Origin of the sequence: Pantoea sp. sgz302252, from assembly GCF_047713085.1 — a bacterium.
GTDB lineage: Bacteria > Pseudomonadota > Gammaproteobacteria > Enterobacterales > Enterobacteriaceae > Scandinavium.
This window is the reverse complement of the sequence record NZ_JBLFJW010000015.1, coordinates 14,542-38,944: the sequence shown is the minus strand read 5'-3', so window position 1 is coordinate 38,944 and position 24,403 is coordinate 14,542. Positions and strand designations below refer to the sequence as shown.

Annotated in this window: 24 protein-coding genes; 13 read left to right on the top strand and 11 right to left on the bottom strand. The window is 55.0% G+C overall.

Annotated features, from left to right (window positions below; all coding sequences use genetic code 11):
* Positions 1-121: 121 nt before the first annotated feature.
* Both ACLW56_RS13035 and fdhD read right to left on the bottom strand, forming a co-directional pair.
* Positions 122-1,165 carry a YiiG family protein gene (locus ACLW56_RS13035; RefSeq protein WP_330984199.1) on the bottom strand — a complete coding sequence of 348 codons (1,044 nt, stop codon included), beginning with the start codon at positions 1,163-1,165 and terminating at the stop codon, positions 122-124.
* Between the two features lie 202 nt (positions 1,166-1,367).
* Positions 1,368-2,153: a formate dehydrogenase accessory sulfurtransferase FdhD gene (fdhD, locus tag ACLW56_RS13030; RefSeq protein WP_330984269.1), complete on the bottom strand. Its 786-nt coding sequence runs from the start codon at positions 2,151-2,153 to the stop codon at positions 1,368-1,370.
* A 241-nt stretch (positions 2,154-2,394) separates the two neighbouring features.
* On the opposite strand from fdhD, the gene fdnG reads away from it, so the two are divergent.
* From fdnG to fdhE, 4 genes are read left to right on the top strand one after another with little or no spacing between them, the layout of a single operon-like run.
* A complete protein-coding gene (gene fdnG / locus ACLW56_RS13025) occupies positions 2,395-5,445 on the top strand; it encodes a formate dehydrogenase-N subunit alpha (RefSeq protein WP_330984198.1) in 3,051 nt (1,016 codons plus the stop codon).
* Between the two features lie 12 nt (positions 5,446-5,457).
* A complete protein-coding gene (fdxH, locus tag ACLW56_RS13020; protein WP_330984197.1) occupies positions 5,458-6,360 on the top strand; it encodes a formate dehydrogenase subunit beta in 903 nt (300 codons plus the stop codon).
* Complete coding sequence (gene fdoI, locus ACLW56_RS13015) at positions 6,357-6,992, top strand: formate dehydrogenase cytochrome b556 subunit (RefSeq protein ID WP_097164483.1); 636 nt, start codon at positions 6,357-6,359, stop codon at positions 6,990-6,992. The genes fdxH and fdoI overlap by 4 nt, the downstream gene beginning before the upstream one ends.
* Positions 6,989-7,918, top strand: coding sequence for a formate dehydrogenase accessory protein FdhE (fdhE, locus tag ACLW56_RS13010; protein ID WP_330984196.1), 930 nt, complete (start codon positions 6,989-6,991; stop codon positions 7,916-7,918). The genes fdoI and fdhE overlap by 4 nt, the downstream gene beginning before the upstream one ends.
* A 32-nt stretch (positions 7,919-7,950) precedes the next feature.
* Here fdhE and nadS read toward each other — a convergent pair whose 3' ends face one another.
* Genes nadS through ACLW56_RS12995 form a run of 3 tightly spaced genes read right to left on the bottom strand, consistent with a single transcriptional unit; the run spans position 7,951 to position 8,737 of the window.
* Positions 7,951-8,241 (bottom strand): NadS family protein, encoded by a 291-nt coding sequence (gene nadS, locus ACLW56_RS13005; protein ID WP_330984195.1) that lies wholly within the window; start codon positions 8,239-8,241, stop codon positions 7,951-7,953.
* Positions 8,242-8,553: a type II toxin-antitoxin system RelE/ParE family toxin gene (locus tag ACLW56_RS13000; protein ID WP_330984194.1), complete on the bottom strand. Its 312-nt coding sequence runs from the start codon at positions 8,551-8,553 to the stop codon at positions 8,242-8,244.
* A gap of 43 nt (positions 8,554-8,596) precedes the next feature.
* Positions 8,597-8,737 carry a hypothetical protein gene (locus ACLW56_RS12995; RefSeq protein WP_330984193.1) on the bottom strand — a complete coding sequence of 47 codons (141 nt, stop codon included), beginning with the start codon at positions 8,735-8,737 and terminating at the stop codon, positions 8,597-8,599.
* Positions 8,738-8,791: 54 nt separating this feature from the next.
* Between ACLW56_RS12995 and ACLW56_RS12990 the strand changes: the two genes are divergently transcribed.
* Positions 8,792-9,706 (top strand): alpha/beta hydrolase, encoded by a 915-nt coding sequence (locus ACLW56_RS12990; protein WP_330984192.1) that lies wholly within the window; start codon positions 8,792-8,794, stop codon positions 9,704-9,706.
* Positions 9,707-9,712: 6 nt separating this feature from the next.
* On the opposite strand, the gene fabY is transcribed toward ACLW56_RS12990, so the two are convergent.
* The 6 genes from fabY to ACLW56_RS12960 all read right to left on the bottom strand — a co-directional run bounded on the left by fabY (position 9,713) and on the right by ACLW56_RS12960 (position 14,482).
* A complete protein-coding gene (gene fabY, locus ACLW56_RS12985) occupies positions 9,713-10,654 on the bottom strand; it encodes a fatty acid biosynthesis protein FabY (RefSeq protein ID WP_330984191.1) in 942 nt (313 codons plus the stop codon).
* Between the two features lie 44 nt (positions 10,655-10,698).
* Positions 10,699-11,136 (bottom strand): D-aminoacyl-tRNA deacylase, encoded by a 438-nt coding sequence (gene dtd, locus ACLW56_RS12980; RefSeq protein WP_330984190.1) that lies wholly within the window; start codon positions 11,134-11,136, stop codon positions 10,699-10,701.
* Positions 11,133-12,005: a virulence factor BrkB family protein gene (locus tag ACLW56_RS12975; RefSeq protein WP_330984189.1), complete on the bottom strand. Its 873-nt coding sequence runs from the start codon at positions 12,003-12,005 to the stop codon at positions 11,133-11,135. The genes dtd and ACLW56_RS12975 overlap by 4 nt, the downstream gene beginning before the upstream one ends.
* Positions 11,999-12,598 carry a glucose-1-phosphatase gene (yihX, locus tag ACLW56_RS12970; RefSeq protein WP_330984188.1) on the bottom strand — a complete coding sequence of 200 codons (600 nt, stop codon included), beginning with the start codon at positions 12,596-12,598 and terminating at the stop codon, positions 11,999-12,001. Before yihX ends, ACLW56_RS12975 begins: the two co-directional genes overlap by 7 nt.
* A 149-nt stretch (positions 12,599-12,747) precedes the next feature.
* Positions 12,748-13,551 carry a DeoR/GlpR family DNA-binding transcription regulator gene (locus ACLW56_RS12965; protein ID WP_330984187.1) on the bottom strand — a complete coding sequence of 268 codons (804 nt, stop codon included), beginning with the start codon at positions 13,549-13,551 and terminating at the stop codon, positions 12,748-12,750.
* Positions 13,552-13,585: 34 nt separating this feature from the next.
* A complete protein-coding gene (locus ACLW56_RS12960) occupies positions 13,586-14,482 on the bottom strand; it encodes a sugar kinase (RefSeq protein WP_330984186.1) in 897 nt (298 codons plus the stop codon).
* A 163-nt stretch (positions 14,483-14,645) separates the two neighbouring features.
* Here ACLW56_RS12960 and yihU point away from each other — a divergent pair, with 163 nt between their 5' ends.
* The 8 genes from yihU to ACLW56_RS12920 are packed head-to-tail and all read left to right on the top strand — an operon-like array spanning position 14,646 to position 24,377.
* Entirely contained in the window at positions 14,646-15,554 is a 909-nt protein-coding gene (gene yihU, locus ACLW56_RS12955; protein WP_330984185.1) for a sulfolactaldehyde 3-reductase, read from the top strand.
* Positions 15,555-15,558: 4 nt separating this feature from the next.
* Positions 15,559-16,434, top strand: coding sequence for a sulfofructosephosphate aldolase (gene yihT, locus ACLW56_RS12950; protein WP_330984184.1), 876 nt, complete (start codon positions 15,559-15,561; stop codon positions 16,432-16,434).
* A gap of 15 nt (positions 16,435-16,449) precedes the next feature.
* Positions 16,450-17,691 carry a sulfoquinovose isomerase gene (gene yihS, locus ACLW56_RS12945; protein ID WP_330984183.1) on the top strand — a complete coding sequence of 414 codons (1,242 nt, stop codon included), beginning with the start codon at positions 16,450-16,452 and terminating at the stop codon, positions 17,689-17,691.
* A 15-nt stretch (positions 17,692-17,706) separates the two neighbouring features.
* Positions 17,707-18,576, top strand: coding sequence for an aldose-1-epimerase (locus ACLW56_RS12940; RefSeq protein WP_330984182.1), 870 nt, complete (start codon positions 17,707-17,709; stop codon positions 18,574-18,576).
* A 42-nt stretch (positions 18,577-18,618) separates the two neighbouring features.
* Positions 18,619-20,655: an alpha-glucosidase gene (locus ACLW56_RS12935; protein WP_330984181.1), complete on the top strand. Its 2,037-nt coding sequence runs from the start codon at positions 18,619-18,621 to the stop codon at positions 20,653-20,655.
* A gap of 14 nt (positions 20,656-20,669) precedes the next feature.
* Complete coding sequence (locus ACLW56_RS12930) at positions 20,670-21,542, top strand: sulfite exporter TauE/SafE family protein (protein WP_330984180.1); 873 nt, start codon at positions 20,670-20,672, stop codon at positions 21,540-21,542.
* A 13-nt stretch (positions 21,543-21,555) separates the two neighbouring features.
* A complete protein-coding gene (locus ACLW56_RS12925) occupies positions 21,556-22,956 on the top strand; it encodes an MFS transporter (protein ID WP_330984179.1) in 1,401 nt (466 codons plus the stop codon).
* Entirely contained in the window at positions 22,956-24,377 is a 1,422-nt protein-coding gene (locus ACLW56_RS12920) for an MFS transporter (protein ID WP_330984178.1), read from the top strand. The genes ACLW56_RS12925 and ACLW56_RS12920 overlap by 1 nt, the downstream gene beginning before the upstream one ends.
* Positions 24,378-24,403: the final 26 nt, after the last annotated feature.

The window sequence follows — 24,403 nt, the reverse complement described above, 5'->3', positions numbered from 1 at the left end:
TGATAAATAATAGGCCCAGAGACTGACAACTGATAGCGGAAGGTTTTGCTTACATCATTCAAATTTATTGAATTAAAAAAGCCAGTCAGGTACAACTGGCTTTGGGTCGCCGATCCCGGGATCAGCGGAGCAGGTTAAAGCTGTCGATCATGCTGTTGTACGCCTTCAGAGCCGCAGGGTAGGAATCTTCCACCATCCAGGCACTTAAGGGTTCTTTAAGTTCTTCTTTTTCATCTTCGCTGAAGGCCACATGATCGCGGATACGGCGGATGTATTTCTTCGCCGCAAGTTGATACTGCCCGGCGTCGTTAACAAACGAGAAGTTGAGGCTCTGTTTATCTGCTTGCTTGAGCAAATTCACCGTCGCTTCCAGTTCTGTGACTTTTTCCATCATGACCTGCCCATCAAATTTATCCTGGGCAATAACCTTGTTGATTTGCTTAGCCTGGATAACAGTCGACAGGGCATAGTAATGAAAGGTCTTCCCTTCTGCTTTTTCTATTTTTGCCAGCTCAACACTCTGACGCCTGTCATTGACCTCAACGATTGCGGCATGATATTTATCAGCCACAGGCTCAAAGGTAGCTATATTTTTGAGTAATTCCTGATGCAGCGCTTTCCCTTTCACAAAGCCATCGTCTTTATAATTTTCCTGAGTGTAATAGCTGTCCATTTCATTAATGGTATTTCCCAGGGCTGTTATAGCATCAATATAGTGACCCGCTACGCCATCGATCGGCGCCAGTTCCGGCTTAAGTGCCACCACGTGCTTCATGTCCGCACCACAACTAGCCAACGTGGAGAGGGTTATCCCATAGGTGCCGTAGACAATGTCCTCTTTCCCGGTTGGCCCTTTCTTAAAATCCTTCAGCCAGCTAGCGTAACGCGTCAGGCTGCGATTTACAGGCAGCTGTAATGCATTAAAGCATTTGACGTACACGCCCATTTTTTCGTCGTAGATGCTTTCAGCATCTGCTTGCGTATTTTGAGCCGTCGCGGGTTGCGCTTCGGGCTTTGGCTGCGGCTTTTCAGCAGGTGCCGGGCTGGCGGGTTGGGTATTTGCTGCGGGGGCTTTTGCCGTTTCCTCTTTTTTATCATCACACCCTGTTAAACTGGACACACCGATACTGATAATTATTGTCGCAAATAATAAATTTCGTTTCATACACGCCATCCATGATTATATAAATTTAAGAAATTCATCATAACCAATTTATTAGATGGGCTCCATGTCCGATACAGGGCAATTAAATAAAAACACATTGACGAATAAAATAGAGATAATAGTCATGCAGTTAAAATGATTGCAGCAACAGCATAGATTTTATCACTGAATAAAACCCGATTCAGGCAAACCGTGCGGAAGATTAAGGGGCAATTAACCGCTGCGGATGGGTATAAATCGTTGCCCTACCTGGCTTGCAAAAACCCACCAGCGTCAGGTTGCAGCGTTCGGCCACTTCTACCGCCAGCGTGGTCGCTGCGGAGACAGCAAACAGAATTTCCACCCCACACATCGCCGCTTTCTGCACCATTTCATAACTGGCGCGGCTCGACACCAACACCGCGCCCTGATCCCACGCCTTGTCTTCTGTGGCACGTTTGCCAAGCAGTTTATCGAGCGCGACATGGCGACCGACATCTTCAAGCCCACCCGCCAGTGTGCCGTCCGGCATCACCCATGCCGCGGCGTGAGTACAGCCAGTCATGCGGCCCACAGGCTGCACGTCGTTGAGGTGTTCCAGCGCGAGGTCGAGATATTTCAGGTTAAAGGTTTGGGTAAACGGCAACGGCGTAATCGGGCGGCCCACATCATTGAGTTGTTCAACGCCGCAAACGCCACAGCCTGTCCGTCCGGCCAGCGCACGGCGGCGCTCCTTCAGGGCCATAAAACGGCGGCTGGACAGCTCAATCTGAACCTCAAGCCCATTGCAGACTTGCACCACATCCATACCGTAAATGTCAGAGCGGTTCTCTATAACCCCTTCGGATAAGGAAAAACCGATGGCGAACCATTCGAGGTCTTTCGGCGACGCCATCATCACAACATGCGAAATCCCGTTGTAAACCAGCGCCACAGGCACTTCCTCAGCCAGTTCGTCCTGCTGCGTGTGGTGGAGATCTTGCCGTTTCCACAGACTCACCTGGCGCATTCCAGTGATTTCAATCACATTACTGACCTGTTTTGATGGGTTTTCGTTCACTTTGCATTAACCGTATTGGAACACACATACACACAATGTGGTATTCTGAGCATATCCCTCCAGGAATGAGGGGAATTACCCTAATTCTGAACCTTTGCGGCATCGACCGCAAAGGTTAATAACAATCCATCCCCTTAGCGGTTTAGGTATTGAAGGCGACGGGGAGCAATGTCGAAACAAGGAGCGACCCATGCAGGTCAGCAGAAGGCAGTTCTTTAAGATCTGTGCTGGCGGTATGGCAGGAACCACGGCAGCGGCGCTGGGCTTTGCCCCAGGTGTCGCGTTGGCGGAGACAAGGCAGTACAAACTGCTACGGACCCGTGAAACCCGTAACACCTGCACTTATTGTTCTGTCGGTTGTGGGCTGTTGATGTACAGCCTCGGCGATGGAGCAAAAAACGCCAAAGCCTCTATCTTCCATATTGAAGGGGACCCGGACCATCCGGTCAACCGGGGTGCGCTCTGCCCGAAAGGTGCAGGACTGGTGGATTTCATCCACTCCGAAAGCCGCCTGAAATTCCCTGAATACCGTGCGCCAGGCTCCGATAAATGGCAGCAAATCAGCTGGGACGACGCGTTCGATCGCATCGCCAAACTGATGAAAGCTGACCGTGACGCCAACTTCATCGCCCAGAACGCCGAAGGCACCACCGTCAACCGTTGGCTCTCCACCGGGATGCTGTGCGCTTCTGCTTCCAGTAACGAAACCGGTTATTTAACCCAGAAATTCTCCCGTGCGCTCGGTATGCTCGCGGTGGACAACCAGGCACGCGTCTGACACGGACCAACGGTAGCAAGTCTTGCTCCAACATTTGGTCGCGGTGCGATGACCAACCACTGGGTGGATATTAAGAACGCCAACCTGATTGTGGTGATGGGCGGTAACGCCGCTGAAGCGCATCCAGTAGGGTTCCGCTGGGCGATGGAAGCCAAAATCCACAACGGTGCGAAACTTATCGTTATCGATCCGCGCTTTACGCGTACGGCATCGGTGGCGGATTTCTATACCCCGATTCGTTCCGGCACTGACATCACCTTCCTGTCAGGGGTGATCCTGTATCTGCTGAACAACGAAAAAATTAACCGCGAGTACACCGAGGCGTACACCAACGCCAGCCTGATCGTGCGTGAAGATTACGCGTTCGAAGACGGTCTGTTCTCCGGTTACGACGCTGACAAACGCAAGTACGACAAAACCAGCTGGAACTATGAGCTGGATGAAAACGGCCATGCGAAGCGCGATACCACCCTCACCCATCCACGTTGCGTGTGGAACCTGCTGAAGCAGCACGTTTCCCGCTATACGCCGGAGATGGTCGAGAACATCTGTGGTACGCCGAAAGCGGACTTCCTGAAAGTCTGTGAATACATCGCCGAAACCAGCGCCCAGGATAAAACGGCGTCGTTCCTGTATGCATTGGGCTGGACACAGCACTCCGTTGGTGCGCAGAACATCCGTACCATGGCGATGATCCAGTTGCTGCTCGGTAACATGGGGATGGCTGGCGGTGGCGTTAACGCCCTGCGTGGTCACTCCAACATTCAGGGTCTGACTGACCTGGGCTTGTTGTCACAAAGCCTGCCAGGCTACATGACACTGCCGAGTGAAAAACAAACCGACCTGCAAAGTTATCTGACCGCCAACACGCCAAAACCGCTGCTGGAAGGCCAGGTGAACTACTGGGGCAACTATCCGAAGTTCTTCGTCTCGATGATGAAATCGTTCTTCGGCGACAAAGCGACCGCGGAAAACAGTTGGGGCTTTGACTGGCTGCCGAAGTGGGACAAGGGTTACGACGTCCTGCAGTATTTCGACATGATGTACAAAGGCCAGGTGAACGGCTACATCTGTCAGGGCTTCAACCCTGTCGCGTCGTTCCCGAACAAAAACAAGATTGTGGCTTCACTTTCTAAGCTGAAGTACCTGATAACCATCGATCCGCTCAACACCGAGACCTCGACGTTCTGGCAAAACCACGGCGAGTCTAACGATGTTGACTCCTCGAAGATCCAGACCGAAGTCTTCCGTCTGCCGTCCACCTGCTTCGCCGAAGAGAACGGGTCTATCGTGAACTCCGGCCGCTGGTTGCAGTGGCACTGGAAAGGCGCGGACGCCCCGGGGATTGCGAAAACCGACGGCGAAATTCTGGCGGGTATCTTCATGCGTCTGCGTGAGATGTACGCCAAAGATGGCGGCCCGGCACCAGAGCCAGTGCTCAACATGACGTGGAACTACTCCACGCCGGATGAGCCTGCGTCGGAAGAAGTGGCGATGGAAAGCAACGGTAAAGCGCTGGCGGATATCACCGACCCGGCAACCGGCGCCGTTATCGTCAAAAAAGGCCAACAGCTGATGTCGTTCGCGCAGCTGCGTGATGACGGCACCACAGCTAGTGGCTGCTGGATTTTCGCAGGCAGCTGGACACCGGACGGCAACCAGATGGCACGCCGCGATAACGCCGACCCGTCAGGCCTGGGCAACACGCTCGGCTGGGCGTGGGCATGGCCGCTTAACCGCCGCATTCTGTATAACCGTGCTTCCGCTGACCCACAGGGCAAACCGTGGGACCCGAAACGCCAGCTCCTGAAATGGGACGGCGCGAAATGGGGCGGCGTGGACATTCCGGACTACAGTGCTGCCGCACCGGGCACCGACGTCGGGCCGTTCATCATGCAGCCGGAAGGGATGGGGCGTCTGTTTGCTATCGATAAGATGGCCGAAGGGCCGTTCCCGGAACACTACGAGCCGTTTGAAACGCCGCTCGGCACCAACCCATTGCACCCGAACGTTATATCGAACCCGGCAGCACGCGTGTTCAAAGATGATATGGAAGCGATGGGTAAAGCCGATAAGTTCCCGTACGTGGGCACCACTTATCGTCTGACCGAGCACTTCCACTACTGGACCAAGCACGCGCTGTTGAACGCTATCGCGCAGCCTGAACAGTTTGTGGAAATTGGCGAGAAGCTGGCGAACAAGCTCGGCATCAGCCACGGCGATACGGTGAAAGTCTCCTCCAACCGCGGCTACATCAAGGCCAAGGCGGTGGTGACCAAACGTATCCGCACGCTGACGGTTGACGGAAAAGCCATTGATACCATTGGCATTCCAATCCACTGGGGTTACGAAGGCGTGGCGAAGAAAGGCTTTATCGCCAACACGCTGACGCCATTCGTCGGCGACGCCAACACCCAGACGCCGGAGTTTAAATCCTTCCTCGTGAACGTGGAAAAGGTGTAACGGAGACGACTTATGGCTTATCAATCGCAAGATATCATCCGTCGTTCCGCGACTAACGGTTTCACCCCCGCGCCTCAGGCGCGGGATCACCAACAGGAAGTGGCGAAGCTTATCGACGTGACCACCTGTATCGGCTGTAAAGCTTGTCAGGTGGCCTGTTCGGAGTGGAACGACATTCGCGATGAAATCGGCAGTAACGTTGGCGTGTACGACAACCCAGCCGATTTAACCGCGAAGTCCTGGACGGTGATGCGTTTCTCCGAAGTGGAGCAGAACGACAAACTGGAATGGCTTATCCGTAAAGATGGCTGCATGCACTGCGCCGATCCTGGCTGCCTGAAGGCCTGTCCGTCGGAAGGGGCTATCATTCAGTATGCCAACGGCATCGTCGACTTCCAGTCTGAGCAGTGCATCGGCTGTGGCTATTGCATCGCTGGCTGCCCGTTCGACGTGCCGCGCCTGAACCCGGAAGACAACCGCGTCTACAAATGTACGCTGTGCGTAGACCGTGTCACCGTGGGCCAGGAACCGGCGTGTGTGAAAACGTGCCCAACCGGCGCTATCCACTTTGGCTCGAAAGAGGACATGAAAACCCTCGCGGGCGAACGTGTGGCTGAGCTTAAAACGCGCGGTTACGATAACGCAGGTCTGTACGATCCAGCGGGCGTAGGCGGCACTCACGTGATGTATGTGCTGCATCATGCCGACAAACCGACGCTCTACCACGGCTTGCCGGAGAACCCGGAAATCAGCCAGACCGTTAAGTTCTGGAAAGGCATCTGGAAACCGCTCGCCGCGGTCGGCTTTGCGGCGACGTTTGCCGCCAGCATCTTCCACTATGTGGGTGTGGGTCCAAACCGCGCTGAAGAGGAAGAGGACAATCTGCATGAAGAGAAAGACGAGGTGCGCAAATGAAACGTCGTGACACCATCGTGCGCTACACCGCACCGGAACGCATCAACCACTGGGTCACCGCCTTCTGCTTCATTCTGGCGGCGGTGAGCGGGCTGGGCTTTTTCTTCCCGTCCTTTAACTGGCTGATGCACATTCTTGGTACGCCGCAGCTGGCGCGCATTCTGCATCCGTTCGTCGGGGTGGTGATGTTTGCTTCCTTCATCATCATGTTCTTCCGCTACTGGCACCACAACCTAATCAATCGGGATGATATCTTTTGGGCGAAGAATATTCGTAAGATCGTCGTCAACGAGGAAGTGGGGGATACCGGGCGCTATAATTTCGGCCAGAAGTGCGTGTTCTGGGCGGCGATTATCTTCCTGGTGTTACTGCTGGTGAGCGGCGTCATTATCTGGCGACCGTACTTCGCGCCAGCTTTCTCCATTCCGGTTATCCGCTTCGCGCTGATGCTGCATTCATTTGCCGCGGTAGCGTTAATTGTGGTTATTATGGTGCATATCTACGCCGCCCTTTGGGTTAAAGGCACCATTACCGCGATGGTGGAAGGATGGGTCACCAGCAGTTGGGCGAAGAAACATCACCCGCGCTGGTACCGTGAAGTCCGCCAGAAACAGGAAAAATCGACCGAATGAGTATTCGCATAATCCCTCAGGATGAACTGGGGAGTAGCGAGAAACGTACGGCGGAAGCAATTCCGCCGTTATTATTCCCGCGACTGAAGAACCTCTACCACCGCCGGGCGGAACGCCTGCTGCAGCTGGCGCAGGAAAATCCATTGGGCGACTATCTGCGTTTTGCGGCGCTGATTGCCCACGCGCAGGAAGTGGTGCTGTACGACCATCCTCTGCAGATGGACTTAACCGCGCGCATCAAAGAAGCCGCAGATCAGGGCAAACCGCCGCTTGATATCCACACGCTGCCGCGCGACAAACACTGGCAAAAGCTGCTGCAATCGATGATTGCCGAGCTGAAACCCGAGATGAGCGGCCCCGCGTTATCGGTCATCGAGAATCTGGAGAAAGCGTCCGATCTGGAACTCGAAGAGATGGCCACTGCGCTGTTTGCTTCGGATTTTGCCTCCGTCAGCAGCGACAAAGCGCCGTTTATCTGGGCTGCGTTGTCACTGTATTGGGCGCAAATGGCAAACCTGATCCCTGGCAAAGCCCGCGCTGAATATGGCGAGCACCGCCAGTTCTGCCCAGTCTGCGGCTCAATGCCGGTGTCCAGCGTCGTGCAGATTGGTACGACGCAAGGGTTGCGCTATCTGCATTGCAACCTGTGTGAATCCGAGTGGCATGTGGTGCGCGTGAAGTGCAGCAACTGCGAGCAAAGCCGTGATTTGCATTACTGGTCGCTGGATAACGAGCAGGCTTCCATCAAAGCCGAAAGCTGCGGCGACTGCGGCACCTACCTGAAAATTCTCTATCAGGAAAAAGACCCGAACGTCGAGCCGGTGGCCGATGACCTCGCTTCGCTGGTGCTGGACGCACGCATGGAACAAGAGGGCTTTGCCCGCAGTTCCATCAACCCGTTCCTGTTCCCGGGCGAAGGGGAATAATCGTGTGAAAGCCGGGTGCGAATGCGCCCGGTTTATTGTGCCAAAGCCGCAATCACGTTGACCGGATCGTTAGCAATGGCGCGCAATAACGCTTTTGCAGGCCCGGTAGGGGAACGCCGACCTTGTTCCCAGTTCCTCAGGGTATCAACACTGACAGAAATCAGACTGGCAAAACGCGTCTGAGAAAGCCCCGATGCGTGGCGAATTTCTTTGATTTTCATGGCATCGACTTCGAAAACACGCGAAGGCTCACGAGTGCCTTCCGCGATATCATTCATCTCTGCCATGCTTTTCGTTAAGCGTTCAAAAAGTGCCTTATCCATTTACCACCTCTCATTGAGTTTTCGCAGTATGACTTTTTCTTGCGCTGACAAATCATCTTTCAGGCCTTTACGGTAGATGAGCAACAACCGAATCTCTTCGGCTCGTGGGCGATAGTAGTAAATCACCCGCACACCCCCGCTTTTCCCTTTCCCGTTTGCGACCCAACGAACCTTTCTTAGCCCGCCAGTTCCCGGGATCACATCCCCGCCTTGCGGATGAATCGTGAGAAAACATTGAAACTGCCTGTACTCCTCTTCGGCAAGCAACTGCTCAACGTCTTCCGTGAACATACTCGTTTCGATAAAGATCATAATAGTACGCCATTGGCTTAGAGTAGCATAATTAAAAAGTACGTCAATGACGTACACCAAATTCAAATACGCTACCGCTAATTGGCTTAAAACTCGCGTGAATACGCATCAAACCGCTGAGATTTGTCGCTTTTTGCGTACTGCTTTCCAGATTCAAATTTTGTGCGATTTTGGTTGTTTTCATCACCGCAAATCCAGGTTATAAAACTGGATATCCAAACAGTAAAAAGGATTGATGATGGCGCTGGAACACGGTATTGCGGAACTGGTGAAGGACTTCATTGCCGCGGGTCGTCCCTCCTCAAAGGATCAAAGTATTGATGATCGGAGAAAGGGTTATGTGGCAAGTACGGCGCTTGCCGGTGAAACAGAAGCCCGCGTGCAGGTTAGCGATGTTGAGCTTGAGGGCATGCGCTTTCGCGTCGTGTCCCCGCAAAATGTGACAAGCCCTCTTCCTGCGGTTATCTACTATCACGGCGGCTGTTTTGTCAGCGGTGGGTTTGCCACACACGACAACCAGTTGCGACAGATGGCGTACCAGGGTCACTGTCACGTCATCGCCGTTCAATACCGACTGGCACCTGAACACGGTTATCCCGCAGCGCACGACGATGCTGAAAGGGGTGCAAAGATAGTCTGGCGAAACGCCCATCAGCTCGGTATCGATGCTGGCCGTATCACCCTCGCAGGCGATAGCGCTGGCGGCCATCTGGCCTTCGTCACCGCCCTTCGCCTTAAAACTGCGGCACAATGGCAACCTGCGAAACTCATTCTTATCTACCCGATGGTCGATGCAACAGCGAGTTTTGCGAGTTATAGCCGCAATGGGCAAGACTACGTGATCACTCGCGACACGCTTTTGAGCGGATATGAACTTTATCTCGGCACGCTTGCACGCACACACCCTGAAGCCAGTCCGTTATGGCGTGAAGACTTCCACGGTCTGCCGCCAGTCCACATCATCACCGCAGAGTACGACCCGCTTTGTGACGAAGGAATGGAATTACAGCAGCGTATTCAGGCACAAGGCGGCGAGTGTTCCCGCACACATTACCCTGGCGTGATACACGGATTCTTTCAATTAGGGGGGATCAGCGAGTCGGCGAGGGAAGTAATGAAAGACGTGGCCCGCCGCATCGGCGCAGCGGGCTGAGGGGCATTATTCTTCTTCGTTCCCGCCTTCTTCCAGCGGCCCGAAAGGTTTTGCCGGCAGCACGATGTAGATGCCTTCGAAGATCGCGCCAGAGGTTTCATCGCCAAACAGCTCAACCTGAAGCTGAACGCGTGCTTTGCGCCCGCGAGCCAGTCTGTCGAGGTCGCCGCTTAATGAGCCGAGATCGGCGATGGCGCTGGGTTTTCCACTGATTGGATTGCTGTAGCGAATATGCGCGTCTGCCAGAATGATGGTGCCGCCGAGATGGCGTTCACGCAGCATCAGCCAGATAAGGCCCCAGCCAGTCAGGGTGGCGAGCGAAAACAGGCTACCCGCGAACAGCGTGTTGTGTGGATTCTGGTTACCGATTTCCGGCATGGTGGTGATAAATTTCTGCCCGGTGTATTGCTGAATACGCACCCCCATTTTTTCGCTCAGGGGAATGTGTTCATACCAGGCTTGTTGCAGCTGCCCACACCAGTCGCCGCGATGCAGAATATCGTCCAGCGTGGCGACGGGTTTGATCATCAGGAAATGGCGCACTGGTGTGGTTTGCGGGGTGGTAATTTCGCCCTGATTCACAAAGCCCAGCTTGGCAAAAAACTCAACGGCATCTTCGCGCGCGCTACAGGTGACGCGTTTGACGCCTTCCTGACGCGCCACGGATTCGAGCGTCATCGCCATCAGCGTGCCCAGGCCTTTATCCTGCACGGCGGGGTCTACGGCCATAAAGCGGATGGAGGCTTCGTAATCCGCGTTGATGTACAACCGCCCGACGGCAACCAGATTGCCCGCTTCGTCGACCACCATTTGATGGTGCGCCATGGCATCCCAGGCATCGCGTTCAGAGCCTTTTGGCTGGTGTAAGGGTTTGCGCAGCATCTCCCAGCGGAACTGGTAATAACGCTCTAACTCTTCTTCCGTTTGCGGTACTCGAAGGTGATACATAGCGGAACTCTCTTTTGTGGCCCGCGCCCAACCGGCATGAAGACTCATACCTGCAACCAGAAGGTCACGGGGCCATCGTTAACCAGTGACACCTGCATATCAGCAGCAAAACGCCCTGTTTGGGTGTGCATGTCCTGCTGACGGCAACGTTCAACAAAGTAGTCGTATAGCGCTTCGGCTTTCTCTGGTGCCGCACCGCGTGAAAACCCTGGGCGCATGCCGCGTTCGGTGTCTGCCGCCAGAGTAAACTGAGAAACCACCAGCACGCTGCCGCCCGCCTGCTGAACATTGAGGTTCATTTTGCCTTCAGCATCGCTGAAAATGCGGTAGCCCAGCACGCGCTCACAGAGGCGATTGGCTTTTTGCTCGTCATCTTCCTTTTCGACACCCAATAGCACCAAAAGTCCCTGGTCAATTTCTCCCGTCACCTCTCCCTCCACGGTGACGCTGGCACGGGTTACGCGCTGAATTAATGCGATCATGGTTGCTCGTCTTGTTCCTCGCGTGCAGCGAGTTTGAGTTTTCGGTATTCCCCGAGAGTGACAGTTATTTCCGCGCCAAGCAAGACGATGCACCACGTCCAGTAGACCCAGACAAACAGAATGGGGATGACCGAAAGCACGCCGTAAATCAGCTGATACGACGGAAATGTGGTGATGTAGAGGGCAAAGCCTTTCTTGCCAAGCTCGAACAGCAATGCAGCAATCAGCGCCCCGACAACGGCATCACGATTAAGCACTCGCGTCGTTGGCACAATGCTGTAAAGCAGCCAGAACGAAATCCAGGAAAGCAGCAGCGGGAAGATTCGCAGTACATTATCGATGACGCCGTTGAGCTCGCTGGCCCAACGCAGCGAAAGCAAATATGAGCTTATCGCCAGGCTCGCGCCCGCCAGTAACGGCCCGAGCGTGAGGATCATCCAGTAGACCGCAAAAGAGTACACTTTCGGCCGCACCCGCTTGCTCCGCCATATCGTATTGAGCGCACTATCAATGGCATACATCAGCAACAGCGCGGTGACGATAAGCCCACAGGCGCCGACCGCGGTCATTTTACTGGAGTTAGCCACGAACTGTTCGATGTAACGCTGAATGACATCGCCGGTTGCGGGCAGAAAGTTGGCAAACACGAAATGGCGCAACGTCACGCTGACGTCAGAAAACATGGGAAAAGCGGCGAACAGGGCGAAGATCACCGCGATTAACGGGACTAATGAGAGTAACGACACATAAGCCAGGTTGCCGGCCAGTGTCGTCATATTATCTTCATCAATCCGCCGCCAGAGTAACTTACACCAGGCCGTCAGTGGCCCGAGATGTCGGCTGGCTTTTTGATGAATGGTTTTTAACATAGCTGCTTCGCGAAATAGTCCGGAATGGTGTCCTTCCCGGTCACCAGAATGCTGGTTATTCCGAGCTGGTTGGCCCCTTCTATATTATCGGCGTTGTCATCGAAAAAGACCGTATCGCTGGCTGAAAATCCTTCCTGCGCCAGCACCTGCTGATAAATACGTGTTTCGGGTTTACGCATTCCCATCTCTTGCGACAGATAGATGTGATCAGCCGCCGCGCGAACTTCCGGATATTCATCAGGCCAGAAAGTGGTGTGCAGTCGGTTGGTATTCGAAAGCACCACCACGCGATGACCCTGTTCACGCAATTTGTGCATAATGGCGATCACTTCCGGGCGCAGACCGACAAAAATCGCCTGCCAGCCATGGGCAAACTGTTCGTAGCTCAGGGGCAAATCCATTTCATGGCAAAGCGCTTCAGCGAAGGCTTCATCGCTGATTTCACCGCGCTCATGCTGATGGAAAGCTTCGCCCATGACAAAATTCTGTTTCAGCGTCGCCAGCGGCACACGGCTGAAATCACTCCATGCGCCAAACACCCGGTTGAAGTCGATGTCGACAATCACATTACCTAAATCAAAGATATAGAGCATGATCCTCTCCTTTTGCGTCATGGAAAAATAACTGTAGCGGGAAAGGGCCGGTTTGACTACCGGGATAACTGTGCAGAAAACGAGGCTGCTATTTATTCCGCGTTGCGGTCCTGCTGAACGGCTACACCCAGCAGGAACGTTGAGAGGGATCAGGGATCAGCGCTGCCGTCATCGCCCAGGCTCACTTTCACCACCTCGACCTGATTGGCCTTAAGCAGGTTGTGTAAAGCGGTGCCCGGAGCTTCATCGGTAAATAAGGCGGTCATCTGGCTGACGTTGCCAATCTCTACGGCGGCCGAAGCATGATATTTGGTGTGATCGGCAGCCAGCAGCCGGTGGCGAGAATGCGCCATCATCGCTTGTGCCACGCTGGCTTCATTCACATCGAATTCCAGTAAAGTGCCATCACTTTCAATGGCACCCACGCTGGTCACCAGATAATCAGCCCGAAAGCCCGAAACAAACGCAGTGGCTGCCGGCCCGATAATGCCGCCATTGTGCGCACGCAGCGTGCCGCCCGGAACCATCACCTCAAAACGTGGATTCTTATAAAGAATGTGAGCCACACGCAGACTGTTAGTGATGATTCGCAGATGATTGTGGTTTAGCAACGCCCGGGCGACATGCTCGACGGTGGTGCCGATGGTGATAAAAATGGTCGAGCCGTCCGGAATAAAATCAGCGATTGCCTCTGCAATCGCCTTTTTCTCTTCCGTCCAGGAGACTTCACGCTGCTCAAATGCCGTGTTCACCACGCTGGAAGCGCGCCCTGCGCCGCCGTGGTGACGCGTGATCAAACCTTGCTCGCTTAACTTACGAATATCGCGACGCACCGTTTGCGTGGACACATCCAGCAGTTGAGCCAGCTCATCAATGTTCATGTACCCACGATCGGCAATTAACGTCAGTAGCTGGTCGTGGCGCGGATTACCGGTCAGTTCGGTAAGGCTCATAGGCTGTCCTCTGAATCCCATCTCGTCCCGCATTCTATACATAAAGTGACAAAAAAGAGCGGGTTTGATCACAGTCAGGGATACCTTCGCGTCCACCAGGACGCGTACATTTCAGCGCCGCGACGGCACTGGCGAAGCGAATCGCCTCTGCACCCGCTACGCCCTGAGCCAGACTGAAAGCAAAAGCGCCGTGGAAAACATCGCCCGCGCCGGTGGTGTCCACGACATCCACAGCAAAGCCCGGCTGGTGAGCAATATCTTGATTCTCAAGCCAGAAACACCCTTCCGATCCATGGGTCACATAAACATGTCCATTTGTGAGCGTTTTCGATTGTTTTAAGCCGATCATCAAATCCTGCTCACCGCTCATGCGCCGTAAACCCGGGGCGGAAAACACCGCATGGTCGCTGAGACTGACCAGATCGGAAATGTCCTGCGGGGTAATGTCGCCATCCAGCACGGTGGTCACACTGGCCTGACGCGCCAGAGTAAAAGCTTTCTTCGTACCGTCATGCCAGCGAACATCTGCCAGCACCACATCCCACTGGCTGAAGTCGATCTCGTCCAGCCAACTGGCGTCCATCAGCAGGTCCGGGCTTGGATAATTCACAATGATGCGTTCACCCTGGGCATCGACCACGATGCCAGATTGTGATGACCGGGCGTTCTGGAAACGCTTCGTATAACGCGTACTTACCCCATAAGACTCCAGTTCCTGCAACAGGCTGGTTCCCGTATCGTCGTCTCCCACACGGCCGATAAAATCTACCTGCGCCCCCAGTTTTGCAGCAGCCACAGCGGCCGTCGCTGCCGGGCCACCGCCCACTTCCCGATAATTATTCGCCACATATTTTCCCCCTTCCCTGGGCAACTCCCCGACGTAATAAATCCTGTCCATCACGGCAATTCCGACACAAGCAATGCGAATCATGGTTATTCCTTCCTCGTTAAACCCTGCCGCCATTTTAATTTGGCCAATTGTTTAAAAAGTGACGGCTGTCAATTTTTTGACCATAAATTACAAATACGATCAAAAACAGACAACACAAACGCGCAATTTCTGACAAAACATGACACCGAATCAGGAGAACAGTATGTCACTCATCGCATTTATCGGGCTCGGGCAAATGGGCGCGCCCATGGCGAGCAACCTGCTTAAACAGGGGCATTCACTGCGAGTGTATGACGTTAACCCGCAGGCCGTGCAGGCGCTGGAAGCTAAAGGCGCTCAAGGCGTGGCAACCCCTGCACAAGCCGCCCAGGACGCTGAGTTTGTGATAACCATGCTGCCAAACGGCGATCTGGTTCGGGCTGTGCTCTTCGGCGAAAACGGCGTTTGCGAGGGGCTTTCCCCACAGGCGCTGGTGATTGATATGTCCACTATCCATCCGCTGCAAACTGACAAGCTGATTGCCGAAATGGGCGAACGTGGCTTCAGCATGATGGACGTGCCCGTTGGGCGCACCTCTGACAATGCAGTCTCCGGCACGCTGTTATTGCTGGCTGGCGGCACGCAAGCGCAAGTGGAACGCGCGACGCCTGTGTTGATGGCCATGGGCAACGAACTGATTAACGCAGGCGGCCCGGGCATGGGCATACGCGTGAAGCTTATCAACAACTATATGAGCATCGCCCTGAACGCGCTTTCCGCTGAAGCCGCGGTGCTGTGCGAGTCCCTGGGCCTGGATCTGAACGTCGCCCTGAAAGTGATGAGCGGCACCGCCGCTGGCAAAGGCCACTTCACCACCACCTGGCCGAACAAGGTGCTGAAAGGCGATCTTTCACCGGCGTTTATGATCGACCTGGCCCACAAAGATTTGGGCATCGCCCTTGATGTTGCCAATCAACTGCATGTGCCAATGCCGCTTGGCGCAGCCTCTCGTGAAGTTTACAGCCAGGCCCGGGCCGCCGGACGCGGTCGCGAAGACTGGTCCGCCATTCTCGAACAAGTCCGCATCAGCGCTGGGCTTCGCACCTCAAATTCATGTATCAACAAGGAATGATGTTATGACGCAGTACACCCTGAAAGAGATCACCCGACCTTCCGGCGGTTTTGCCATGCTTGCCGTCGATCAGCGAGAGGCCATGCGTTCTATGTTCTCCGCTGCAGGCGTAAAAACGCCGGTCACTGACCAGCACCTGACTGATTTCAAAGTGAACGCCGCCAAAATCCTGTCGCCGTTTGCTTCCGCCATTCTGCTCGATCAGCAGTTCTGTTACCGCCAGGTCGTTGAACAGCAAGCCGTCGCCAAAAGCTGCGCCATGATTGTCGCCGCCGATGCGTTTATTCCTGGCAACGGCATTCCTGTCGATAGCGTGGTCATCGACCACAACGTCAACGCGCAGGCAGTGAAACGCGATGGGGCAAAAGCGCTGAAGCTGCTGGTGCTGTGGCGCAGTGATGAAGACCCACAGCAGCGTCTGCAGATGGTTCACGAGTTCAACCAGCTCTGCCACAGCAATGGCCTGCTGAGCATTATCGAGCCCGTGGTACGCCCGCCGCGTCAGGGAGACAACTTCGACCGCGAACAAGCCATTGTCGCTGCGGCAAAAGAACTCGGTGACAGCGGAGCCGATCTCTACAAAGGCGAAATGCCGCTGTACGGCAAAGGCACCCAGCAGGCGCTGCTGTCCGCCGCGCAAAAACTGAATGACCAGATAAGCATGCCGTGGGTGATTCTCTCCTCCGGTGTGGATGACAAACTGTTCCCGCGCGCCGTTCGCGTGGCTATGCAGGCTGGCGCTTCCGGCTTCCTCGCTGGACGAGCGGTCTGGTCATCCGTGGTTGGACTGCCGGACACCGACCTGATGCTGAGCGATGTTTCTGCTCCGAAATTGCAACGTTTAGGCGAGATCGTCGACGAAATGATGGCTCGCCGCTAACAAAAGGACACGTCAATGAAATGGTTTAACACCCTGAGCCACAACCGCTGGCTTGAGCAGGAAACAGACCGGATTTTTGCTTTCGGCAAGAATGCCGCCGTCCCAACAGGCTTCGGCTGGCTGGGCAACAACGGTCAGATCAAAACCGATATGGGCACCCATTTGTGGATCACCGCCCGCATGCTGCACACCTATTCCGTTGCCGCTGGAATGGGTCGCCCCGGCGCTTATGCGCTGGTCGAGCATGGGATCAACGCCCTCAACGGCGCGCTGCGCGACAAAAAATACGGCGGCTGGTACGCCTGTGTAAACGATGAAGGCGTGGTCGATGCGTCCAAACAGGGTTATCAGCACTTCTTCGTGCTGTTGGGCGCAGCAAGCGCAGTGACCACCGGGCATCCTGCCGCACGTCAGCTTCTGGATGAAACCATCGAGATTATCGAGAAGTATTTCTGGAGCGAAGAAGAGCAGATGTGCCTGGAGTCCTGGGATGAGGCCTTCAGCAAAACGGAAGACTACCGCGGCGGCAACGCCAACATGCACGCGGTGGAAGCGTTCCTGATTGTTTATGACGTGACCCACGATCGTAAATGGCTGGATCGCGCACTGCGCGTGGCGTCGGTGATTATTCACGACGTGGCTCGCAAGAGTGAGTATCGCGTGAACGAGCATTTCGACACGAACTGGAACCCGATTCGCGATTACAACAAAGACAACCCGGCGCACCGCTTCCGCGCTTACGGCGGCACGCCTGGTCACTGGATCGAGTGGGGTCGTCTGATGCTGCATCTGCGTGCGGCGCTGGAAGCCCGCTTCGAAACGCCACCGGAATGGCTGCTGGAAGATGCCAAAGGGCTATTCCACGCCACCATTCGCGACGCCTGGGCACCGGATGGCGCAGACGGCATTGTTTACACCGTCGGCTGGGATGGCAAACCGATCGTGCGTGAACGTGTGCGCTGGCCGATTGTGGAAGCGATGGGCACCGCTTACGCGCTGTGGACCGTAACCGGCGAAGCGCAGTACGAAACCTGGTATCAAACCTGGTGGGAGTACTGCATCAAATACCTGATGGACTATGAAAACGGTTCGTGGTGGCAGGAGCTCGACACCAATAACGAAGTCACCACCAAAGTCTGGGACGGTAAACAGGATATTTATCATCTGCTGCATTGCCTGGTGATCCCACGTCTGCCGCTGGCTCCGGGGCTCGCGCCTGCTGTTGCCGCCGGATTGCTCGACAGCCTGGCAAAATAAGGCGAGGGAAAAAGCATGCATAAGAGCGGGACGACCATAGCGCTTCAGGCGGGTGAGTATCAGGCACAGATTGTCACGGTAGGCGCGGGACTGGCCTCGCTCACCCATCGTGGCCGTCATGTGGTTATCCCGCATCCCCCTGAAGCGATGCCTCTGGCGCATTTGGGAAAGGTATTAATTCCCTGGCCTAACCGCATCGCCAACGGCAGCTATCAGCATGAAGGGGTGACGTTAACGCCTGCGATCAACGATCGCGCCGGGAATGCCGCGATTCACGGACTGCTGGCGTGGCAGAACTGGCAGATTGTTGAGCAGTCCACGGCACACGTGGTGCTGTCGGCGTTTTTGCCACCAAACTATGGCTACCCTTTTATGCTTGCCGCCGAAGTCACTTATCGGCTGGATGAACAGACGGGCCTGAGCGCCCGTCTTCTGAGTAAAAATATTGGTGACACCACCGCGCCTTATGGCGCAGGGGTTCATCCGTATCTGACCTGCAATCTGCAAAGCGTTGATGGCTGTGAGCTTCGCCTGCCCGTTTGCCAGATCTTCGATGTGGCCACCAGCCGCTACTACACGGACAAAACGCTCGATTTCCAGCAGACCAAAGTTATCGGCAATACCTGCATCGATCACACCTTTAACGTGCCGCAGCACGAAGCCCAATGGGAAGTCCGTCTGACGCATCCGCAGACGGGAATGTCGGTCTGGCTGCGATCCGGCCAACCGTGGATACAGGTTTATTCCGGTGAAAAGCTCCAGCGCAGGGGCCTGGCCGTCGAGCCGATGAGCTGTCCGCCTGATGCGTTCAACTCCGGCATTGACAGGCTCTGGCTTCAGCCCGGCGATACCCATGTTTTGCGGTTTGAAATTGGCAGTGAATAACGAAAAAAAAGAAAAACCCCTTACCCTACAACGGAGGTCACAATGGCTTCGCAATACCCTGCACTGCATCTTGCTACGCTCGACGACGGGTTTACGCTGTCGTTTGAGGAACGCCTTATTTTGCGTCATACCCGCCAGTCGCCCTGCCTGTGGATTGGCGCGGGCGAGGCAGATATCGACATGTTTCGCGGCAACTTCAGCATCAAAGACAAGCTGAATGAAAAGATTGCGCTTACCGAAGCCACCGTGGTGAAACAAAGCGCGGGCTGGACGATTCATTTTTCTCGCAGCGATACGGCGAACGCTACGCTCACTGTCGGGCTGGACGATAACGGTCGCCTGCTACTGAAACTGCACAACGATGATGTCAGCCATAACCGCATCTGGTTGCGGCTGGCCGCCCAGCCTGAAGATCATATTTACGGCTGCGGCGAACAATTTTCTTATTTCGATCTGCGCGGCAAACCGTTCCCGCTGTGGACCAGCGAACAGGGCGTGGGCCGCAATAAGAAAACCCAGGTTACCTGGCTTGCCGACTGCAAAGAAAATGCCGGTGGCGACTATTACTGGACCTTCTTCCCACAGCCGACGTTCGTCAGCACGCAGAAGTATTACTGCCATGTCGATAACAGCGGCTACATGAATTTCGACTTCAGCGCGCCTGACTACCACGAACTGGCATTCTGGGAAGATAACGCCACATTGCGCTTCGAATGTGCACCAACGTACATCGAACTGCTGGAAAAACTCACAGCACTGCTTGGCCGACAGCCAGAGCTTCCCGATTGGGTGTATGACGGCGTGACGCTCGGCGTTCAGGGCGGAACGGAACTCTGCCAACAAAAACTCGACAAGATGCGCAAGGGCGGTGTGAAGGTGAACGGCATCTGGGCGCAGGACTGGTCCGGCATTCGCATGACCTCTTTCGGCAAGCGGGTGATGTGGAACTGGAAGTGGGATCGCGACCTCTACCCTCAGCTCGACGAACGCATTGCCCAGTGGCAGCAGGAAGGTGTGCAATACCTCACCTACATCAACCCTTATGTCGCCAGCGACCGTGATTTGTGTGAGGAAGCGGCGACGCAGGGCTATCTGACCAAAGACGCTCACGGCAAGGATTACCACGTCGAGTTCGGTGAGTTTTACGCGGGCGTTGTTGACCTGACCAATCCCAAAGCCTACGACTGGTACAAGGGCGTTATCAAACAAAACCTTATCGCGCTTGGGTGTGGCGGCTGGATGGCGGATTTTGGCGAATACCTGCCAACCGACACTTATCTGCACAACGGTGTGAGCGCAGAAATCATGCATAACGCCTGGCCTGCGCTGTGGGCGAAGTGCAACTACGAAGCGCTGGAAGAAACCGGCAAGCTGGGCGAAGTTCTGTTCTTTATGCGCGCGGGTTACACCGGCAGCCAGAAACATTCCCTGATGATGTGGGCGGGCGATCAGAACGTGGACTGGAGCCTCGACGATGGGCTGGCCTCCGTCGTTCCGGCCGCACTTTCTCTGGCGATGACCGGACACGGTTTGCATCACAGCGACATTGGCGGCTATACCACACTGTTCGACATGAAACGCAGCAAAGAGCTGCTGCTTCGCTGGTGTGATTTCAGCGCCTTTACGCCGATGATGCGCACCCACGAGGGCAACCGTCCGGGTGACAACTGGCAGTTCGACAGCGATGCAGAAACCATCGCCCACTTCGCTCGCATGACCTCCGTATTCACCACTCTGAAGCCTTACATCAAAGCTGCCGTCGCGCAGAACGCGAAAACCGGTCTGCCAGTGATGCGCCCGCTGTTCCTGCATTACGAAGAGGATGCTCGCACCTACGACCTTAAATATGAGTATCTGTTTGGTCGCGATCTGCTTGTCGCCCCGGTTTATGAACAAGGCCGCAGCGACTGGACGCTGTACCTGCCGCAGGACAAATGGATTCACGCGTGGACGGGCGAAGTGTATTCGGGTGGCGAAGTGTCGGTGGCCGCACCAATCGGCCAACCGCCCGTTTTTTATCGTGCCGAGAGTGAGTGGAGCGCTTTGTTCGCCTCACTGCGTCAGATCAGCGCTTCCTGAGACAAGGACCGACCATGGACTTTTTCACCCTGTTTACGCCAGACGGCATCCGGTTGGATTACGGCGTGATCGCTATCGTCATTGCCATCATGTTTATGTACACCTTTGTGGGTATTTGCGCCGGATTCGGCGGCGCGCTCACCACCATGCCACTGGTCACTCTGCTGTTGCCGTTGAAAATGGCCGCGCCGATGTCGGTGATAGTCGGCACGGCAACGGCGCTGTATGCCACCTGGCTGTCCCGAAAGGAGACGAACTGGAAATCAGCGTTGGTGCTGATCCTGTTCTCCTTCGCAGGCATTCCGGTGGGGATTTACGCCCTGTCTTATTTGCCCGATCACATCATGAAAATTGGCCTGGGCGGCTTTTTAATCCTCTATTCCTTTTACAGCCTGTTTATTCCACGCCTGCCCGTTTACGACAAAAACTGGATTGCCATGCCCATTGGCGTTATCGCAGGAGCATTAGGCTCTGCGTTCTCCACCAACGGGCCGCCGGTGGTCATTTACGGCATGCTGCGAAATCTGGCTCCCGCCGCGTTTCGCGGCACCCTGAATGCCTTCTTCACCGCCAACAACATCGCCATTATCGGCGGGCTGACCACCAGCGGCATTCTGACGATATCGACTATCAAGCTGGTGCTGTTCTGCATCCCGACCATGATCCTGGGTTCGCTTGTGGGCCAGTACGTGCATAAGCGGATCTCGGTGAAAGTCTTTCGGCTAATGGTTTTCCTGCTGCTGATTGCTTCCGGCGCGATGCTTATCAAAGGCGCAACGGGCATTTCCGCTCTGGGGGCTTTGGCTCCGGCCTTTGGTTTGCTGCTGGTTCTGCACCTGCTCTTTGGCAAGAAAGTCGCCGCGATTCGCGCGGCGAGTGAAGCCTGATGGAGAACGCATCATGACTGAACATCACAACGATCCGGCCCGTTTACGCCTGCCTTTCAGAGAAAAAGTGGCGTACGGCATGGGCGATTTAGGCTCGAATATCCTGCTGGATATCGGCACTCTCTATCTGTTGAAGTTCTACACCGATGTGCTGGAGCTGCCCGGCACTTACGGCGGAATTATCTTTCTGGTCGCGAAGTTCTTTACCGCGTTCACCGATATGGGCACGGGGATCATGCTCGACTCACGCAGAAAGATTGGCCCGAAAGGCAAGTTCCGGCCCTTCGTGCTGTACGCCGCCTTCCCTGTCACGCTGCTGGCTATCGCCAATTTTGTCGGTACGCCTTTTGAAATGACTGGCAAAACGGTCATCGCGACGCTGTTGTTCATGCTCTATGGCCTGGTCTTCAGCATGATGAATTGCTCCTACGGTGCGATGGTGCCAGCTATCACCAAGAATCCGGATGAGCGAGCTTCGCTGGCCGCCTGGCGTCAGGGCGGCGCAACGCTCGGCCTGTTGCTCTGCACCGTCGGTTTTGTGCCGGTCATGAATCTTATCGAGGGAAGCCCGCAGCGCGGCTACATTTTCGCTGCCACGCTGTTTTCACTGTGCGGTCTGCTCTGCATGTGGTGGTGCTACTCAGGGGTCAAAGAGCGTTACGTGGAAGTACCGACGACACACGCCACGCAGAAACCGGGATTGTTGCAGTCGTTTCGCGCCATCGCCGGAAACCGACCGCTGTTTATCCTGTGCATCGCCAATCTTTGTACGCTTGGGGCCTTCAACGTCAAACTCGCCATTCAGGTCTATTACACCCAGTACGTGCTCAATGATCCGATCCTGCTTTCGTGGATGGGCTTTTTCAGCATGGGCTGCATTTTTATTGGCGTGTTCCTGATGCCTGCCGCGGTACGGCGCTTCGGCAAGAAAAAAGTCTACATCGGCGGGTTGCTGATTTGGGTCGCGGGCGATTTGCTCAACTACCAGTTTGGTGGCGGTTCCGTCAGTTTTGTCGCCTTCTCCTGCCTGGCCTTTTTTGGTTCCGCCTTCGTCAACAGCCTTAACTGGGCACTGGTGTCTGACACGGTGGAATACGGTGAGTGGCGAACCGGCGTGCGTTCTGAGGGCACGGTGTATACCGGCTTCACGTTCTTTCGCAAAGTCTCGCAGGCGCTGGCTGGTTTTTTCCCAGGCTGGATGCTGACGCAAATCGGTTATGTGCCGAATGTTGTGCAGTCCACCAGCACGGTGGAAGGGTTGCGCGAGCTGATCTTCATCTGGCCATGCGCGCTGGCAGTCGTGACCATTGTGGCAATGGGATGCTTTTATAACCTCAACGAAAAGCTGTATGTCCGCATCGTTGAAGAGATAGAGATTCGCAAGCAACCGCTGAGAAAAACGGAGGTGCGATGATGGCTGCTCCTGATCCGCTTACGCTCAAACTGAGTCTGCGTGAGAAATGTGCCTACGGTATTGGCGATGTAGGGTCAAACCTTATGCTGAGCATCGGCACGCTGTACCTGCTGAAGTTCTATACCGACCAGTTAGGACTGCCCGCCTTTTACGGGGGCGTTATCTTTCTGGTGGCAAAGTTCTTTACCGCCTTCACCGATATGCTGACCGGCGTTCTGCTGGATTCGCGCCGTAACATTGACGCCAGAGGGAAATTCCGGCCCTTTATTTTGTACGCTTCGTTACCGGTAGCGCTGATTTCATCGGCTCAGTTCCTGGCCAATGACTTCAGCCTGACCCTGAAAACCGCCATTGCTACCGTGCTGTTTATGCTGTTTGGCCTGTTCTACAGCCTGATGAACTGTTCTTATGGCGCCATGGTTCCGGCCATCACCAAAAACTCGCACGAGCGAGCTCATCTGGCGGCCTGGCGCCAGGGTGGCGCGACGCTGGGCCTGCTGTTGTGTACCGTCGGATTTATGCCCGTTCAGGCATTGTTCAGCGCAAAACCTTCGCTGGGTTATCTGGTGGCGGCCCTGCTTTTCTCAACGGGGGGCCTCTGCTGCATGTGGTGGTGCTACAGCGGCGTGAAGGAGCGTTACGTCGAGAATGCGCCGGACCACCACAAGCCCAGCATACTGAAGTCATTTTGCGCGATCTTCCGCAATCCGCCGCTGCTGGTCCTGTGTATCGCCAACCTTTGTACGCTGGCGGCCTTCAATATCAAGCTCGCGATTCAGGTCTATTACACCCAATACGTCCTCAATGATGTTCATCTGTTGTCGTGGATGGGCTTTTTCAGCATGGGCTGCATTCTGGTGGGCGTGTTCCTTGTGCCGGGAGCCGTGAAACGCTTTGGCAAAAAGCAGGTTTATCTCGGCGGCTTGCTCTTATGGGCTGTAGGGGATGTGCTGAATTTCGTCTGGGGAAACAACTCTGTGCTGTTTGTTACCTTCTCCTGCATGGCCTTCTTTGGCACCGCGTTTGTGAATAGTCTTAACTGGGCGCTGGTGCCCGACACCGTGGATTATGGTGAATGGAAAACCGGCATCCGCGCAGAAGGCTCCGTCTATACGGGATACACTTTCTCGCGCAAAATCTCAGCGGCCCTCGCCGGTTTTCTGCCCGGCATTATGTTGACCCAAATTGGCTATGTGCCAAACGTCGTTCAAAGTGCGGGGACGTTACTGGGATTGCGGCAACTCATCTTTCTGTGGCCGTGTGCACTGGCGATAATGGCGGCGCTGACGATGGGACTCTTCTATAAGCTGAATGAAGAGCGCTTTGCTTTTATCATTGCGGAAATAGGGAAACGGAAGAAATACGCTGTTCCTCTTCCAAAGGAATTAAAAGAGAAGCAAACCTCTGCCGCCCTGCTGTAATCAATAAAAAAGCCGCTGAAATTCAG